The sequence below is a fragment of the Polyangium sp. y55x31 genome, assembly GCF_029946505.1.
GTDB lineage: Bacteria > Myxococcota_A > Polyangia > Polyangiales > Polyangiaceae > Polyangium.
In genome coordinates, this window is the sequence record NZ_JARZHG010000009.1 from 41851 (window position 1) to 58563 (window position 16713).

Annotated in this window: 12 protein-coding genes; 6 read left to right on the forward strand and 6 right to left on the reverse strand. The window is 68.8% G+C overall.

The annotated features are described in order from the left end of the window. The first annotated feature begins 72 nt into the window (after nucleotides 1-72). Nucleotides 73-1722, forward strand: a complete 1650-nt coding sequence (locus QHF84_RS18115) for a hypothetical protein (RefSeq protein ID WP_281314574.1) — start codon at nucleotides 73-75, stop codon at nucleotides 1720-1722. A gap of 110 nt (nucleotides 1723-1832) precedes the next feature. Here QHF84_RS18115 and QHF84_RS18120 read toward each other — a convergent pair whose 3' ends face one another. The 3 genes from QHF84_RS18120 to QHF84_RS18130 form a co-directional block, all read right to left on the reverse strand. Beyond that, a complete protein-coding gene (locus QHF84_RS18120; RefSeq protein WP_281314575.1) occupies nucleotides 1833-6158 on the reverse strand; it encodes a M36 family metallopeptidase in 4326 nt (1441 codons plus the stop codon). A 215-nt stretch (nucleotides 6159-6373) separates the two neighbouring features. Further along, a complete protein-coding gene (locus QHF84_RS18125; RefSeq protein ID WP_281314576.1) occupies nucleotides 6374-6622 on the reverse strand; it encodes a hypothetical protein in 249 nt (82 codons plus the stop codon). Nucleotides 6623-6697: 75 nt separating this feature from the next. Next, nucleotides 6698-7120, reverse strand: a complete 423-nt coding sequence (locus QHF84_RS18130; RefSeq protein WP_281314577.1) for a hypothetical protein — start codon at nucleotides 7118-7120, stop codon at nucleotides 6698-6700. Between the two features lie 226 nt (nucleotides 7121-7346). Between QHF84_RS18130 and QHF84_RS18135 the strand changes: the two genes are divergently transcribed. Together QHF84_RS18135 and QHF84_RS18140 are read left to right on the forward strand one after the other, a co-directional pair. Next, entirely contained in the window at nucleotides 7347-8207 is an 861-nt protein-coding gene (locus tag QHF84_RS18135; RefSeq protein WP_281314578.1) for a hypothetical protein, read from the forward strand. Nucleotides 8208-8272: 65 nt separating this feature from the next. Further along, the gene (locus QHF84_RS18140; RefSeq protein WP_281314579.1) at nucleotides 8273-9265 is read left to right on the forward strand and encodes an OmpA family protein; all 993 of its coding nucleotides are present in this window, start codon (nucleotides 8273-8275) and stop codon (nucleotides 9263-9265) included. A 1-nt stretch (nucleotide 9266) separates the two neighbouring features. On the opposite strand, the gene QHF84_RS18145 is transcribed toward QHF84_RS18140, so the two are convergent. Further along, on the reverse strand, nucleotides 9267-9686 hold the full coding sequence (locus QHF84_RS18145; RefSeq protein ID WP_281314580.1) for a hypothetical protein: 420 nt from the start codon (nucleotides 9684-9686) through the stop codon (nucleotides 9267-9269). A gap of 86 nt (nucleotides 9687-9772) precedes the next feature. Next, on the reverse strand, nucleotides 9773-11311 hold the full coding sequence (locus QHF84_RS18150) for an alkaline phosphatase D family protein (RefSeq protein WP_281314581.1): 1539 nt from the start codon (nucleotides 11309-11311) through the stop codon (nucleotides 9773-9775). A gap of 229 nt (nucleotides 11312-11540) precedes the next feature. On the opposite strand from QHF84_RS18150, the gene QHF84_RS18155 reads away from it, so the two are divergent. From QHF84_RS18155 to QHF84_RS18165, 3 genes are all read left to right on the forward strand, one after another. After that, a complete protein-coding gene (locus tag QHF84_RS18155) occupies nucleotides 11541-12305 on the forward strand; it encodes a Uma2 family endonuclease (protein WP_281314582.1) in 765 nt (254 codons plus the stop codon). An 8-nt stretch (nucleotides 12306-12313) separates the two neighbouring features. Beyond that, nucleotides 12314-14746: an exo-beta-N-acetylmuramidase NamZ domain-containing protein gene (locus QHF84_RS18160; RefSeq protein WP_281314583.1), complete on the forward strand. Its 2433-nt coding sequence runs from the start codon at nucleotides 12314-12316 to the stop codon at nucleotides 14744-14746. Nucleotides 14747-14901: 155 nt separating this feature from the next. Beyond that, nucleotides 14902-15495 (forward strand): hypothetical protein, encoded by a 594-nt coding sequence (locus QHF84_RS18165; RefSeq protein ID WP_281314584.1) that lies wholly within the window; start codon nucleotides 14902-14904, stop codon nucleotides 15493-15495. A gap of 127 nt (nucleotides 15496-15622) precedes the next feature. Here QHF84_RS18165 and QHF84_RS18170 read toward each other — a convergent pair whose 3' ends face one another. Then, complete coding sequence (locus tag QHF84_RS18170; protein WP_281314585.1) at nucleotides 15623-16627, reverse strand: hypothetical protein; 1005 nt, start codon at nucleotides 16625-16627, stop codon at nucleotides 15623-15625. Nucleotides 16628-16713: the final 86 nt, after the last annotated feature.

Consider the following 16713-nt stretch of genomic DNA (forward strand, 5'->3'; position numbering starts at 1 on the left):
GCTATTTCCACACGCAAAAGCCGCTCCAAGGCGCGAGCGCGCCTGCTCGATTCGATCCACGCTCACGGCCACATGGCCTTCCCCCCGGCCCCTCGATTCGCGCCCAGGTCCCTCGCCCGCTTCGCGCTCCTCGGCTTCGCCGCGTGCTCACCCTCGCCGAAGCCCGATTCGCAAGCGAGCGCCCCGCCCATCGAGCCCGAGCGGCCCGCCGCCGCCACGACGCCCGCGCCCCCCCAAAACCCCTCGTTCGAGCGTGAAGCCCGCGGCACGAAGCTCCGCCTCGTCTTTCACGCCGATCCCCTCCCGAACCTCGTCTACCAGCTCGATTGCATGGCCGGCCGGCACCCCTGCTCCCGCGCCGCATACGAGGCCCTCTGGCAAAACGAGCTCGGCTGGGACGACGAGGATCGCCGCACCCTCGAAGCCTTCCGCAAGATCCGCGAAGCCTGGAACGGCCGCATCGAGCTACGCCCCCCCGCCCCCGCCGCGCCCCTCCCCTTGCCGCACGCCGATCGCACCGTCGCCGCGCGCCTCTCCATCGCCGGCCTCGTCGCGCGGACGCCCGACGAGCACGTCCGTTACCTCGGCCTCGTCACCACGCCCGTCGACGCGCAGCGCGCCCAGGCCCTCGTCGACCATTTCCGCCCTCGATTCGATCGATACTGGGAGCGCGAGGGCCGCGCCCATTGCGAGGCGTCCGCCGAGAAGCTCGCCGCCCTCTTCCAGCGCGAGGGCCTCACGGGCCACGTCGAGGCGCTCGTCGGGTTTTACCAGGCAGACCTCCCCGAGGGCGCGCCGCTCCATTTCCACCTCATGGCCCGCCCGGCCCACCGCTCCGTCGACGCCGCCCGCCAGATCGGCGGCCACGCCGTCATCGAAATGCCGACCGGCGAACCCCCCGAGGACCGCGCCCCCGTCGTCGTCCACGAAATGCTCCACCACCTGCACGCCGCCGCGACCGACGAGCGCCTCGCCGCCCTCTCGCGATCGTTCGTCGAGACGAACGACCCCCTCGCCGCGGCCTCGTATGCGGTCCTCGACGAGGCCCTCGCCACGGCGCTCGGCACCGCGAAGGCCATGGGGCGCCTCGATCCGCCGGGTTTGTCCAAAAAGCTCGAAGCGCCGATGGGCCTTTACGCCGAGCCCACGATCGACCGCGTCGCCAAGGCCGCGCTCCCCTTCCTCGACGCGCGCCTCGCCGAAGGCAAAGGCCTGCACGACCCCGGCTTCGCCAGTGGCTTCCTCGCCGCCGTCCACAAGGCCTTCCCCGACGGCTTGCCGCCCCTCGCGTACGCCCGGCCCCTCGTCGCCGTCGTCGCGCCGGACCTATGGCCGGCATTCCACGCCTTCGACGGCGCCGCGATGGCCTCCTCGCTCGGCGGCTCCACCGCCTCCGACGCCATGCGCGCCCCCGAGACCTTGAACCTCTTCGCCTCTCGCCCGCACTGGGGCGGCGCGTTTTTCGTGACACACGCCGAGGTCGCCGACCTCGCCCGCTTCGAGGGCCCGATCGGCGCCGCCGCCGTCGCCGCCATCACCGCCGAGGCCCAGCGAGCCCGCGCGTTCGTGTATTCGACGCAAAAGAGCCCCGGCGTGTATCGATTCGTCTTCGTCGCCGACGACCTGCCCTCGATGAACGACCTCGTCCGCGCCCTCGCGGCCCAGCGCGCGCCGTTCGAGGGCGCGCTGGAGGTCGTCGCGCGCCACCCGGCCTCGCATTGAAGCGACGCAGAATCGCGTAACCACAAAAAGGCGCCGCCCGCGCCGTCGCGAGGACGACGCGGGCGGTTTTTTCGAGGCGCGAGGGGCTCGCGCCTCGGCCGTTCAGGGTCTCAGGACCGCTTGCTGCTGCGGCGGCGCTTGGCCATGAATGCGCCCACCATCGCGAGGAAGCCGCCCACGGCGCCCACGCCGCGCGCCGGCGCCTCGTCGCCCGGCACCGAGCAGCCGCAACCGCCGACGACGACCGGCTCATCGTCGCCGCCCGCGCCGCCCGCGCCGGTCGTGACGGTGGTGACTGCGGTGACTGCGCCGCCCATGCCGCCGTCGCCGCCCGTGCCGCCGACGCCGCCCGCGCCGCCTGCGCCACCCGCGCCGCCTGCGCCGCCTGCGCCACCGGCACCGCCTGCACCACCGGCGCCACCAGCACCACCGGCACCGCCTGCGCCACCGGCACCGCCTGCGCCACCGGCACCACCTGCGCCACCGGTACCGCCCATTCCGCCTTCACCGCCTGCGCCACCCGCGCCGCCGGCACCACCGGCACCGCCCATTCCGCCACCGCCGGTCGAGCTGCTGCTCGTCCCGCTCGGCGGCTGCACGAGCACGTCGACCGTATCCGTCGCCGACGCCTGACCGTCGTTCACGGCCACCTGGAACGTGAGCAGCGTCTCCGTCAGGACGTTTGGCGCGACGAAGTCCGTGCTGACGGTGCTCGGCGCGGTCAGCGTCACGCCCGGACCGACCTGCTGCGTCCAGGCGAACGTCAGCGGATCGTTATCGGGATCCGAGCTCAGCGCCGCGTCGAGCTTCACGGTATCGCCGCTCGTCACCGTCTGATCGGGGCCGGCGTTCGCGACCGGCGGCTGGTTCGCCTCGTCGCAGGTCCCCTGATCCGAAGCGATGCTCGAGAACGGCTTGTTCGCGAGGCCGTTGACGGTCAGGCTCTCGACGAACCATCCCTGGGTCCCGACCGCCTCGTCCGTGCCGATGCGGAAGCGGATCTTGAAGGTCTTGCCGGCGAACTGATTGCCGAGGTTGATGCTCGTCGTGATGTTCGTGCCGTTCGCGAAGCCCGTGCTTTGCCCGGTGAAACCCTTCTGGCCGACGAGCGGGTTGCCCGCGTTCGCGGTGCCGATCGTGCCGTTGTAGTTCGCGCCGAGGTTCGCGAACGTGTTGATGTTGACCCAGGTCTGGCCGCCGTCCTGGCTCAGCTCGATGATGCCGCCGTCCCAGTTCGTGGCCGGCGTCCCGCTCCGCTCGAACTGATAGCGGTGCACGAGCGACATCGTCACGTTGCCATTGCCCGCCACGAAGTCCGGCGACTCGTAACGCTCGTCGGAGATGCCCGCGCTCGCCTCGCCGTGGGCGACCACGTTCGACGACGTCGTGAGCGGCCGGATCCGCGCCCACCTGTTGCTCGGACCCGACGCGTTCTTCGCCGCCCACGTCTCCAGGTTGCTCTCCCAGAGCTCCTGCGTCGCCGCGTTCGGGATGTTGTCGAAATGGACCTTGCGCACGCCCGTGTTGCTGATCGTCGGCGTGCACGACCCGGGGGCGGCCACGTCGACCTTGAGCTGCAGGTCCGTGATCGACGCGACCGAGTCCGCGAGCGCGATCTGCACCGTCGCGCTGTTCGACGCGAGGATGTTCGTCGACGGCAGCACCGCGGACGCGCCGTTCGGGAACGACACGTTCGGGTTCGACGAGCTCACCGTGACCGTGCCGCCGACGAGCGGCGCCCAGCCCTGGTTGCGCACCTCGATCGTGACTTTGCCGATCTCGCTGTTGTCGAGGACGCCGTCGTTGTCGCAGGAGAGCACGCTGTCGTCGACGTTCACCGAGACCAGCACCGGCTGCGGCGCCGCCTCGTAGCTCTCGGTCACGCCCACGTTGTCGGTGGAGTTGCGCGGCGGCGAGATCGCGCAGGAGCCGGCGCCGCGGATGGCGAAGCCGGTCGCGAGGTCCTGGAAGTCATCCACGTTCGCCGCGATTGCCGTCGCGAGGATGCCGTCGCGCTGCTCGGTGAACGTCGGGTTCGCCGGTGCGAGCTGCATGCCGCCGGTGAGGTAATCGGCCATCTTGCGCTTGGCCTGGTCGAACGTGTGGCGCGGCGTCGCCGAGTACGCGTCCTCGAGGATCTTCGCATACCCCTCGAGCACCATCATCGCCCAGATCTCGCCGGTGTTGTGCACCTCTTCGTTGTCGGCGGAGAGCGGCTGCGTGGGAATGCCGGCCGGGAGCGCCTGGCCGGCCTGGATGTGCTTGAACGTGAGCGCGTTCTTCGAGAAATCGGTCGTGTACGGATAACGCCGGATCCCGAAATACGCGCTGTCGCCGAACGTCGCGCCGCCGTACACCGCCGTCGCGTACACGCCATTCGGATCGTCGCCCTCGCGAATGAGCATGTGGAGCGCCACGGTATCGCCCCAGCCCTCGCCCATGCCGCGGGACTGGACCGAGCCCACGGCGACGAGGCGGTTGTGGATGTAGTGGCCCCACTCGTGCGCGGCCACGCCATTGTCGATGGTACCGTCGCGCCTCGTGTTCTCGCCGCGGAAAATCGTGGCCGAGACCGGGCCGGTCTGGAGCGCCGTCTTCAGCGCCGTGCCCACGTCCTTCGTGACACCGAGCACGCCGATGCCGACGGGAATGGGCGGATCCGATTCGCCCATGGGGCTCGGCGGCAGGCCGGGCGTCAGGTGGTTCGCGATGATTCCGCCCACCGCGCCGGCGGCCTCGATGTTCGCCGCCTTCACGTTGAAATCGCACGAGCCGCGATCCGCGAGCACGATCTTCCCGGCGTAATTGCCCACGAGCGTCTGGCAGGCGTCATTGAACGTGCCGGGCGTGGCATTCGTCGTGTCCGTGGAGTTGTCGACCGCGAGCGCGACACCCGCCGTGGTGGTGAACGTCTGCAGGCCGAAGCTCGCGACGCCGGTCGGATAGGTCGCGCCCCCCGGGTTCACGGTCAGGCTCGCGTTGGGCGGGCCGCTCCAGACGAACATCTGCATCCGCGGCTGGGCGCCGTCGCCCGGCGTGCTCATGTTCGCGTTGTCGAGCGACGGATCCGCGTTGTGGTAGCCGTCCTGCGCCTCGGCCAGGATCGCGTCGTTGGCAAGGCCGCCGCGGCCGTAGTTGTTCACCTGCGCGTTGCCGGCCGCCTCGTTGAAGCCCGAGTCGTACCAGTAATCGTGCAGGTAGTTGTTCAGGAAGAAGAGCTGCGTGATCGCCGCTTTCACCTGATCCTGCGTGACATCGGGGTTCTGCGCCGTGTCGTAGACGCGATCGAAGACGCCCGTCGCCGTCACGTTCGCGCGATACTCGCCGGAGCTGAGCCCCTGCGGATCCTGGTGATCGACGTATGCGTCGACGTTGTTGCCCGAGGTCTCCGTCGCGCCTGCGGGCAGCCACGGATCGAACGTCCCTTGCGGGTTCGTGTTGAAGCCGTCGATCGTGACCAGGATCGGCGAGATGAACGCCGGCGCCGAGCCGTCGGGCACGCCCGTCGGGTGCGGCGCGTAGTCGGCCATCGGGCCTTCGGTCGGCGTGTACTTCGGCGCGCCGTCCGACCAGACGCGGTACGTGTACGCCGCGTCGTGCGTCCGGTCCGCGCGCATGAGCAGCCGCCCGTCGTCCGCGGCGATCACGTAGGCGTAGAGCTCGTCGTTGTGCAGGCCCTTCTGGCCGCCCCAGATCTCGACGTAATACGCCGACACCACCTGATCCGGCATCGGGAAATAGACCTTCTTGATGCGCGCCGGCCGCGTCAGCTCGATGTGCACCGTCTCGGGCGAATCGACGAGGTCGTAGAAGGCATAACCGTGCTCGGGCTGCTTTTTGTCCTTGAACGAGCTCGCGGGCACCTTCGTCGCGAAGAAATCGTTGAACGCGCGGGAGACGGCGGTGGCGGCGTCGAGCTTGAAGTTCTTGCCGCGCTTCATGCCCGGCGTCGCCGACGGGTGCAGGTTGCCGGCGATCGCCACGAGCTCGCGGCTCTGCGTCATCAGCACCTTCACGTCGTTCTGGAAGACCTCGATCCCGTCGACGTTCTGGCGGAACACCACGATGATGCCCCCGCCCGTCACGTCGTTCACCACCACGGGCACGGCCGCGTCGATCGCCTTCTTGCCGACGCCGTAGAGGTAGGCGTAGTGCTCGAGGTAGAGCCGCGCCGACGCGGCGGGCGTCGCCGTCGTCGCGCCCGGCGCCTTCCAGCCGCCCTTCGGCGCCCAGAAGAACGTCGGCACGCCGCGCTTCTCGTCCACGCCCGTCACGCCGCCGACGCCCGTGTCGTGCAGGCTTTGCAGCGGGCTCACCTCCACCGCCGGGGCGTCGTCGTACGCATGGTAATTCGGCAGATCCATGTCGCCCGCGCGCGCCGCGGAGCCGGCGAGCAGCGTGATGAGAGCCGTGGCATATCGAGCAGAGCGCTTCATGATTCCTCCACGCCAGAATCTTCGTGGTGACCCCGCAGGCGAGCGCCGCGAGCGAAGTACGTTTTCGGTGATCTCGGACAAGGATTTGGCGCTCGTCGCGCCGCGTACACCCCCTGTACCCCGTTCCCGCACGGAAGGGAAGCCGTTCCAGGCTTCGCCGCGGCGTGTCCCCCGCCCCGCCGTCCTCGTGCTCGCGCCCTGGATCCGCTACGAAGTTAACGCCCGAGGACGAGCCCCGCGATCACGGCCGCGATCAGCGCCGCGGCGAGCGCCACCGTCCGAAAAAGACGCTGGTTCTGCGAGGATCGTTGGAGCTCGAACGTTTTGTCCGTCCCGTCCTCGTCCGGTTCCCTCACGACAAACGTGACAATCTGGTCCCCGCGGTGATCCCCGGCGCTCTGCGAACGATATGGATCGGCCATCACTTCCGCGGGAATGGGCACGGCCTCGGCGCCGAGGCGCACGGCGCCAAACCCGGCGAGCCTGAGCTCCGCCCCGGTGACCGTCCCCCATATCGACGCACGACGCCCTTGCGACGCTCACGCCGGGCGGCTTCGCTGCTGGATGCATTCGCGCAGCGCGGCCTCGAAGTCCACGCGGGTCGGGTGCACGCGCATCCCTGGCATCACCACGCTCGCCGCCTGGATGCCGAGCCCCACGAGCTTCGACCGCACGAGGAAATGGGCCCCCTCGTTCCCCTTCCCGAAATCGCGCGCCATCTCGGTCAGCCGCGCGCGGGCCCGCGAATCGTAATCGGTCATCTCCTCCCAGTCGTGAAAGCCCATGATCCGCCCGTCCTCGGCCACGACCCTGCGCGCGATCGCCTCGATCACCGTCGCGCATTGGTCGTCGAGGTGGCCCGCCACTCGTGTCACGAGCACGCGCCGTGCGGGCCGCCACAGCCGCACCGTCGCTCGCGCCGTCGTCGTGGTTTCGGCCTTGTCGACCGGGAGCAGCTCCATCCCGAACGACTACCGCGCAGGGCACAACGCGTCAATTCCGTCGGAACAGCCTCCCCGGTCGGAATCTTGCCACAGCAGAAAATCCTGCTCCGGGAGCGCGTGTCATTTTGGCAGACCAGGGCGCCCGCCGCGCCGGATTGTCGCGATCCTGGCGAACGCGGCGCTGGTTCTCTCTGCAAAACACGCTCGTACCGGCCTGGCACCGAACTTGATATCCTCCCGCTCCATGCCGCCCGAGCCTTACCGCACCCCCTCTTGCCCCACCTGCGCTGCGTCTCACGTCGAGCAAGTGCGCATCTGCGAGCTCTGCGAAGAGCCGTTCGTCCCGAGCGTCGCGGGCGCCGACGCCTGCGACCCTTGCCTCCGCAAAGCCTGCCGGGTCGTCGCGCGCGCGAGCGCCGAAAAAACCGCCCCGAAGCGCGCCAAGGCGGTCCTGCGCTGGCTGCCCGTCGCGCTCGCCGTCCTCACCGTGGGCATTCTGTCGTTCAATACGCTCGTCTTCGTCGACACGGCGCGACGCATCACCGAGCTCCGCGCCGCGCCGCACCCCGCCGGAAAGCACCGCGCGAAGTCGAAGTCCAAGGGCAAACCGAAGACGCCCGCGCCGCCCAAGCAAATTGCGGCGACGCCCGCCCCGCCCCCGCCGCGCGCGGAGACCTTCGACGACACGAGCATCCCGGCCCTCACGAGCGTGCTCGCCGAGCTCCGGCCCGAGGCCCACGATCCGGACGCCCTGCTCGCGCGGGTCCAGAAGCTCCGCGAGGCCGGCCTCGACATCTTCCTCGTCCGGACGAACATCGGCAAGAACGTCTTCGACGGCGGCAGCGACCTCCGCACGCGCATCAGCCCCGTCCAGAAGGGCGGAAAGACCGTCGGCGTGCGTTACTCCCGCCTCGGCGCCGACGCGATCGAATCGCTCGCGGGCGTCCAGCCGGGCGACGTCCTCGTCTCCATCAATGGCTACGGCGTCGATAGCCCCGACCGCGCGCTCAGCGGCTACGCGTCCTCCCGCGAAAAGGGCGGCGCCGTCTTCGAGCTCTTCCGCAATGGCCGCCGCGTCGTCCTCGACGTCCGCTGGCCCAAGTGATCCACGCCGTCGGGGACGTCCACGAAAGCCTGGAGTCGCCCTCCGGGTTTTGGTAGACGTTCTCCATGGCGATCTTCCGAACCTCGTCGATCGCGCCCCTCGTGCTGCTGGCGCTCGCCTGCGGCTGCGGCGGCGCGGGCGCTCAGACGAACCCCGAGACACAGGCCGAGGCCCCCACCGCCGAGGCCACGTCCTCCGCGCCTCCCGCCCCGCCGCCCGCGAACACGGACGAGGCCCCGAAGCCGCCTCCGCCCGAGGAAGCGAAGGCCGAGCCTGCCCCGGACAAACCCGCCCCGACCGAGCTCGGCGAGGCCCCGAAGGCGCCGTCGATCACGTGCGAGCCCAAGGCCGGCGCGGCTGCGGGCCCGAAAAAGAAGCTCGAGATCAGCGTGGATCGGTCCCGCGTCGACCTCGACGGCCACAAGCTCGAAGTGAAGCTCACGCGGGCCGCGTGCAAGGTCGAGCTCCAGGTCATCGGTGAATCCGGCAAGATCCTGGCGAACGCGGCGAAGGCGTTCGACGGCGCGGCGGCGGGCACGGTGCTCGCGATCGACTGGAGCCCGATCCGCGCCGAGACGGTCTCGCGTATCGAGGTCTGGGGCCACGATACCGAGGGCAACTACGTCGGCGTGGCGATCACGCCGTGGAACGTGAAGATCGACCACGAGGAGGTCAATTTCGAGACCGACTCGGACAAGATCCGCGACTCCGAGGTGCCGAAGCTCGAAGCGAGCCTCGACAAGGTCAAGGACGCGCTCTCGAAGCACCAGGATTTGAAGGGCATCTCGCTCTTCATCGCGGGCCACACCGACACCGTGGGCAGCCCCGAGCACAACCTCACGCTCTCACGCAAGCGTGCGCGCGCGATCGCCGCCTGGTTCCGCGGCCGCGGCCTGAAGATCCCGGTCGCATACGAGGGGTTCGGCGAGCACAGCCCGATCGTCAAGACGGCGGACGAGGTCGCGGAGGCGAAGAACCGCCGCGTCGATTACATCCTCGCCCTCGACCCGCCGCGATTGCCGCAAGGCGCGGTCGCGTTCGGATGGAAGGCGCTCTGATTCAGTCGAAGAACTGATTGCAGCACGTCGTATCGAGCCCGCAGAGATACCCGCCGTTCGGGTGCGTGCACCTCCCGATCTCGACCCCATCGACGAAGCAATAACATCTGGGCTCACCCGTCGCCCATCCACAAACGATCCTGACGGACTCTCCGTTGCACGTACCACTGCAGGAGCAATTGCCACCCGACGATTCGTGGCAAAAGTTGTCGGCGACGCACGAGAGCGAGCCCGCTTCACCGCCGCCTTCACCGGATCCGCCGCCTCCACCTTCGCCCGTTTCGGGCGGCGGCGCCACGATCGAATTCGCGCCCTCGCCTTGTCCATCCGTTCCGCCCTTGCCGCTCACGTCACTGTCGTTGCAGGCCACGACGGAACCGATTCCGAACACGAAGACCAATCCGGCCAACATTTTCTGCATGGCGGCGGAGGCTAGATCGCCTGGCGCGTTCGTCGATCAGAGGCTGCCCGACACGGGTGGAGCAACCACGCACGCAGCGCGGGGCTTCAGCTCACCGCCTCGATGTCCACGACCCACATCTCATTTCCGTCGCCATCGTGCAGCGACGCGCGCAGCCGCCCGCTTTTTCCGTCGATCGCGAGCACCCCGAACGATTGTTTTCCCCCGGCGGGCCCGACCGGCGGATCCCCTTGCTTTCGATTCTGAAACTTCACCTCCGGCCCGAACGTCTCGTCGAGCGGCTCCGGCCCGAACGTACCCGCGTGGAGCGGCCCGGCGACGAGCTCCCAGAACGCATCGAACTTCGTGAACTTCGCCCGCGAAGGATCGTAATGGTGCGCCGCTGCGTAATGCACGTCCGCCGTGACCCAGAGGACGTTCCGGATACGTTTCTCCTGGATGAACGACAGAATCGAAGCGATCTCCCGCTCCCGCCCGAGTGGCGGCCCTTCTCCGTTCGCGAACCCCTCCTGCGCCGTGGGCCCATCCGGAATCACGAGCCCGATCGGCTGGTCGCACGCGATGATCTTCCACGTCGCCACGGACCGCGCGAGCGCCTCCTTCAGCCATTCGATCTGCGGTTGCCCGAGGATGACGGCGGGCTCCTTCTCCTCGCGATTCGGCCCATTCAGTCCCCGGAAGCTCCGCGCATCGAGCACGAACACATCCACGCGCGGCCCGTACGACAAGACCCGATGAATGGGCCCTTGCCGCATCGGCGCATACTCGAACATCGCCTGCTTCGCGAATCCTGCGAGCACCGACGTCCGCCGCTCCTTGTACCGCGGATCCTCCAGGACCTGCCCTGGGCACCAGTTGTTCCGCACCTCGTGATCGTCCCATTGCACGATCGTCGGCACGGCCGCGTGCAACCGCCGCACGTGCTCGTCGAGGAAGTTGTACGCGAAGTTGCCGCGAAACTCCTCCAGCGTCTCGGCCACCTTCGATTTCGCGGGTGTCACGAGGTTCTTCCAGACAGACCCATCGGGAAGCTCGATCACCTCCGGCAAGGGATTGTCCGCGTAGATTCGATCCCCCGAATGAAGGAACAAATCCGGCGCGAGCTTCAACATCGACGCATACGTCTTCATCCCGCCGCGGTCCACGTCGATCCCGAACCCTTGCCCGGCCGTATCCCCCGACCACACGATCTTCACATCCTCGCCCGGCCCCGGCGGCGCGCGGAGCGACCCCACGACCGGCTCGCTCCGCGCGTGCCCCGCGTCGTCCGCCTCGAAGACCACGCGATAATGGATCCGTTTCCCGGCCGGCAACCCGGTGAGCTCCACGCGCGCCGTAAAATCGTTCTCCGCGGTGGCGACGGGCCCTTCGAGCTTCCGCGCGTCGCCGAGCCGCTCGTCGGTCCCCCATTCCACGAAGAGCCGCGCCGGCCGATCCGTCTTGCTCCAGAGCACGATGCCCGCGGCCGCGGGATCACCGGTCTGCACGCCAAACGGAATCGTCGGCCGCGCGGCCTCGGGCGTCACGACGCCGGGCGAACCACACTGCCCGGCGCAGGACGGGAGCGCGAGGGCGGAGAGGGAACCGAGGAGGAAATCGCGGCGGGGCAGGAGGAGCGTGGACATGGGGAGCGGCGGGAGGATCGCCCGGGGCGAAGGCGATGGCAAGGGGCTCGTGCGAGGATGCGCGCGGGGTTTGTCTTGGAAGTCGTGGAGGCGCTGGGACAAACGTTTTTCTTGACCGGACGGCGGGCTCCCGTGGTAGCAGGGCTCGGTGAGCGACCCTCTCGCCGCTGCGTCGCCCGATCCCGTGGATCCCTTCCCTGCGGAGGGTCCGCCATGGTACCCTTCGGACATGGGCAACGCGGCGCGCAACCTCGGCACCGACGATCCGACCTTCTACCCGACCCACGACGACATGGGTGAAAGCGCGCTTCAGAAGCTCATCATCGAGCTGTTTCGCCCCTTGCTCGCCCGCTTCCTCGCGTCGCAGGGCGTCCGGGCATTCGTGGGGGCAGACCAGTTCATCTACTGGGTCCAGTACGCCCCGACGGTGACGGTCGCGCCCGACCTTTACGTCCTGCCGGGGGTCGATCCCGACAGCGCGCCCAAATGCTGGAAGGTGTGGGAAACCGGTATCGTGCCGAGCTTTGCGCTCGAGGTGATGGCGGAAGAGAACCAGAAGGATCAGGAGCAATCGCCACGTCGCTACGACGAACTCGGGGTGAAGGAGCTCATCGTGTTCGATCCGCACGCGGACGAATTGCCCGACCGCATCCGGTTCAGCGTTTACCGCCGGAACGCCCGCGGCAAGCTCGTCCAGGTCGAGGTCACGAATGCCGATCGTGTCCGCTCGACAGTGCTCGATTGCTTCGTGCGCGTGGTCGGGACCGGCGCGGCGCAACGCCTGAGGGTCGGGCTCGCACCCAGCGGCGACGAGCTGTTGCCGACCGAGGCGGATGTAGCCGAGCAGGAGCGTAGACGGGCCGAGCAGGAGCGTAGACGGGCCGAGCAGGAGCGTAGACGGGCCGACGAGGCACGTGCCAGGGCTGAGGCCGCAGAGGCGGAAAATGCACGCCTTCGCGCCGAACTCGAACGTATACGCCGCGGCCAGGCGTAAGAAAGGGGATGGTCGTCCCGCGGCCCCGCCACGCCCTCACCCTCGCGCTCACCCTGTGCGTCGCCTGCGCCGAGGCGCGGCGCCCCGAGGCGAACCAAACGGCCACGACCGCAACCGCCTCCGCTCCCGCTTTCGCATCCGCCTCTGCATCCGCCTCCGCTCCCGCAACCGCATCCGCTCCAGCTTCCGCCACCATTCCCGCCTCCGCCTCCGCCTCCGCCTCCGCCCTCCCTGCCCTCGCCCCCGACGCCGAAACCCGCCTCGACGCAGCCATCCGCGGCGCCATCGATCGTGGCGAAGTCCCGGGCGCCGTTCTCCTCGTCGTCCAGGCGCACCACGTCGTCCTCCGCAAAGCCTATGGCCTCCGCGCGACGGAACCTTCCCCTTCGCCCATGGCCACGGATGCCGTCTTCGACCTCGCGAGCCTCACCAAGCCCATTGCCACGGCAAGCTCCATCCTCCTCCTCGCCGAACGCAATTCCTTGCGCCTCGACGATCCTGCGCAGAAATGGCTCCCCGATTTCACCGGCGACGGCCGCGAGCGCGTCACCCTCCGCCACCTCCTGCTCCACACCTCCGGCCTCCCCGCCGGCGACGCGATCACCTCGTACGCCGACGGTGAAGCCCGCGCCCTCGCTCGCATCCAGAAAACCAAGCTCCTCCACCCTCCCGGCGAGGCCCACGTCTACAGCGACCTCGGCTATATCCTCCTCGGCGAAATCGTCCGTCGCGCCTCGGGCGAGCCCCTCGACGTGTTCGCCCAGACAAACCTCTTCGGGCCCCTCGGCATGAAGGACACCACCTTCCGCCCCGGGCCCCGGCTCGCCGCACGCGTGGTGCCCACCGAAAAGGTCCACGACAAACTCCTCGTCGGCGAGGTCCACGACCCGCGCGCCCGCGCCCTCGGCGGCGTGGCTGGACATGCCGGGCTCTTCTCCACCGCCGACGACCTCGGCCGCTTCGTCCGGATGCTGCTCGGCGGCGGCGAATTCGAGGGACGCCGGATCCTCGCCGAAACCACCGTCCGCGCCATGACCACGCTCGAGCCCGTGCCCCTCCCCGAGGGCAGCCCCGACAAACCGTCGGTCCGCAGCCTCGCCCTCGGCTCGCTCTTCGGCGGCGCCGGGCATACCGGCTTCACCGGCACGGCTTTTTGGCTCGACGTTCGCCGCGGCGACGCCGTCGTCCTGCTCGCGAGCCGCCTCCACCCGGACGGCAAAGGCGACGCCGCGCGCATGCGCCGCGACGTCGCGAATGCCGCGGCCGCCGTCCCCCGAAGCTCGCCCGCCGCCCGCGTCCGTGTCGGCATCGACGTCCTCGAAGCGCGCCGATTCGACGTCCTCGCCGGGCGCAAGATCGGCCTCATCACGAATCACACGGGCAAGGACGCGCGCGGCGAGCGCACCATCGACGTCCTCGCGGCCTCGAAATCGTTCGAGCTCAAAGCCGTCTTCAGCCCCGAGCACGGCCTCGGCGCCGACAAGGATGCCCTCGTCCCCGGCGGAAAAGACGCCCGCACCGGTCTGCCCATTCACAGCCTCTACGGCGCCGATCGACGCCCCACGGACGCCATGCTCGCCGGCCTCGACACGCTCGTCTTCGACGTGCAGGACGCGGGGACCCGGTTTTACACGTACATCAGCACGATGGGATATGCGCTCGAAGAGGCCGCGAAACGAAGCCTCCGCTTCGTCGTGCTCGATCGGCCGAACCCGCTCGGCGGAGTGGACCTGGACGGCCCGCTCGTCGATCCTGGCCGCGCTTCGTTCGTCGCGTACCATTCGATCCCCGTGCGCCACGGAATGACCGTCGGCGAGCTCGCGCGGCTCTTCGACGCTGAAAAAAAGCTCGGCGCCGATCTCCACGTCGTGCCCCTCGAAGGCTGGGCTCGTTCCACCCGATTCGAAAAAACCGGCCTTCCCTGGGTGAATCCCTCGCCCAATCTGCGCAGCGTCACCGAGGCGCTCCTCTATCCCGGCGTGGGCCTGCTCGAATTGACGAACGTCAGCGTCGGACGCGGCACCGAGAAGCCCTTCGAGCGCGTGGGCGCGCCCTTCCTCTCCGGCGCGCGCCTCGCCGCCGAGCTCTCACGTTTCAGCCTCCCCGGCGTGCGCTTCTCGCCCGTCCGCTTCACCCCCACGTCGAGCACCCACGCCGGGCTGCCTTGCGAAGGCGTCTCGCTCGACGTCACCGATCCTGCGAAGATCCAGCCTGTCCGCGTGGGCCTCGCGATTGCGATCGTTTTGCGCAGGCTTCATCCCGAGGAATGGAAACCTTCGGGCCTCCTCACCCTGCTCGGCAGCGCCCGCGTCCACGAGGCGCTCGTCCGCGGCGAAGACCTCCCGGGCCTCGTCGCGCTCTACGAGCAGGATCTAAAGGCTTTTTCGGAGCGCCGCAGGCCCCACCTGCTCTACCCCGTGTTCGAGAAGGACAATCGGTAGGACATTTTTCGTCCTCGGAACGGCCCGGACATTGTTCATCACGGCATAAGATGAAAAACCGTGACGGACGGAGGTTCCGTGTTATCATCTCCAAACGACACGGACGGCGCGCGACGGAGAGTGGCCGGCGCGCCTCCGCGGCCCAGGAGGATCCGATGGACAAGGTCTCGCTGACGTACTTCGTCGATTTCGTTCTGAAATCTGGGACGCCCAAGCTCACCGGCGTGCGCGAGTACAAGGAGCGCAAGGACGAGCTCAGCACGGACTTTTATCGTCCGATCCGGGAAGCCATCGTCGAGATGCACAAGAACGGCCTGCCGGCCTCCACGCTTTCGGACGTCGCGCGCGCGCAGGACGACGAGAAGCGGCTGAAGCATTATCCGCTCGTCATCGCCGGATATCGCGCGTTCCTCGCCGAGGGCCCGATGAATTTCTTCGAGCCCCCGCGCGCGGGCCTCTCGCTCGGCGCGCTCGAGATCGACGTGAACCCCGAGCTCGGGCTCGTCATCTCGGGCAAACCGCACCTGATCAAGCTCTATTTCCGCAGCGAGCCGCTCACGCCGCGCCGAACCGCGGTGATCCTCGCGCTTCTTTCACGTGGTCTCTGCGAGGGCCACCCCGAATACGTGCCCGCCGTGCTCGACGTGCGCAATGGCAAGCTGCACACCTCCGCGAACACGAGCTCGCGCATCGACATCCTGCTGCGGGGCGAAGCCGCAGCGTTCGCCGCGATGTACGGATCGGTTTGAGCTCCAACAGGCTGTCGAGAAACGCCGCGAGCGCCCTGGAGCTAGGGAGGAGGACGCAGGAATACAGGCGTATTCCGAGGACGACGACCGACGATCCAGGGCGCGCAGCAAGTTTCTCAACAGCCTGCTAACGAGCTCCGTCCGCGCGCTGTACCCACACGGGCCCCTGCGGACGGAGCTCGAGCGCGCCTTTGCTTTCACGCAGCACGAGCGCCCCATCCGGCAGCGCCTCGCCTTTCTCGGGGCGCTCGGGGATCGGACGCATCGCAATCTTTCCCGTCTCCCAGAGGACGTAGGTCCACGAAAGCTCGGCCGACGAAAAGACCGCGCTCTTCTCCGCTCGGATCATCGCCGCGTTGCAACGCTGCTCGGGCTCGACGCCCCAGCGCTCCGACGGCGCGATCGCCTGATTTTCCCCCGCGAACACGACCCCCGAGCCGGTGAGCTTCTCGTCGAACGTCTCCGGCCGGAGCAGGCTCGGATCGGCGAGCACGGCGTCGCAATCGAGGGCAGCCTTCGGGCGTCGGATCATGACGTGCATCTCCGGCTCCTCCGAAGGCACGTGCACGAACACGTCCGCGAGGACCATGCCCCGCGGCCCCGTCAGCCGCACCTGATGCAGCCGCGCCACCGACGTCGCCATGCAGAACACGAGCCCCACAGCGGCCGCCACGAGCTCGATCGGCCGCAGCGCACGCCGCGGTTTGTCCGATCGAACCTCCCGCATCGAAGGCCCGAGCACCCGGTAGCCGAGCGCCAAAAAAGGAAGCGCGAGCAGATCCGTCGGGTCCGCCCAGGTTTGGAAAGGCAAACCAAGCGCCACGAGCGCCGCGTCCCACGCCGCGGCGAGCCCCTCGGAAAGTTCGAGCGCCGCGAACACCACGGCCACGGCCACGTGGCAGCCGATCACGGCGCGCCGCCCTCGCGCGCGGACGAGCGTCGCGAGCAGCAGAGGCGCGAGGAACAGCCCCGCCGCGTCGCTCAGCTTGCCCGTCACGACACCGGGGACGAGGCCGCTGCCCTTGAGAACGTGATCGTTCACCGCGAGCACGGCGAGCGCGATCCACCACGCGGGATGCGCGAGCCCGCGCGCCGGACGCCACGGGGCCTCGTCGTCTCGTGCTTCGTGCATTTTCATTCGCCCGGCAACGTTACGCTCGATCACGACATCCGAAAACAAGCATCTGCGCACCTCGACATCCGCGCCAACTGTCTGCG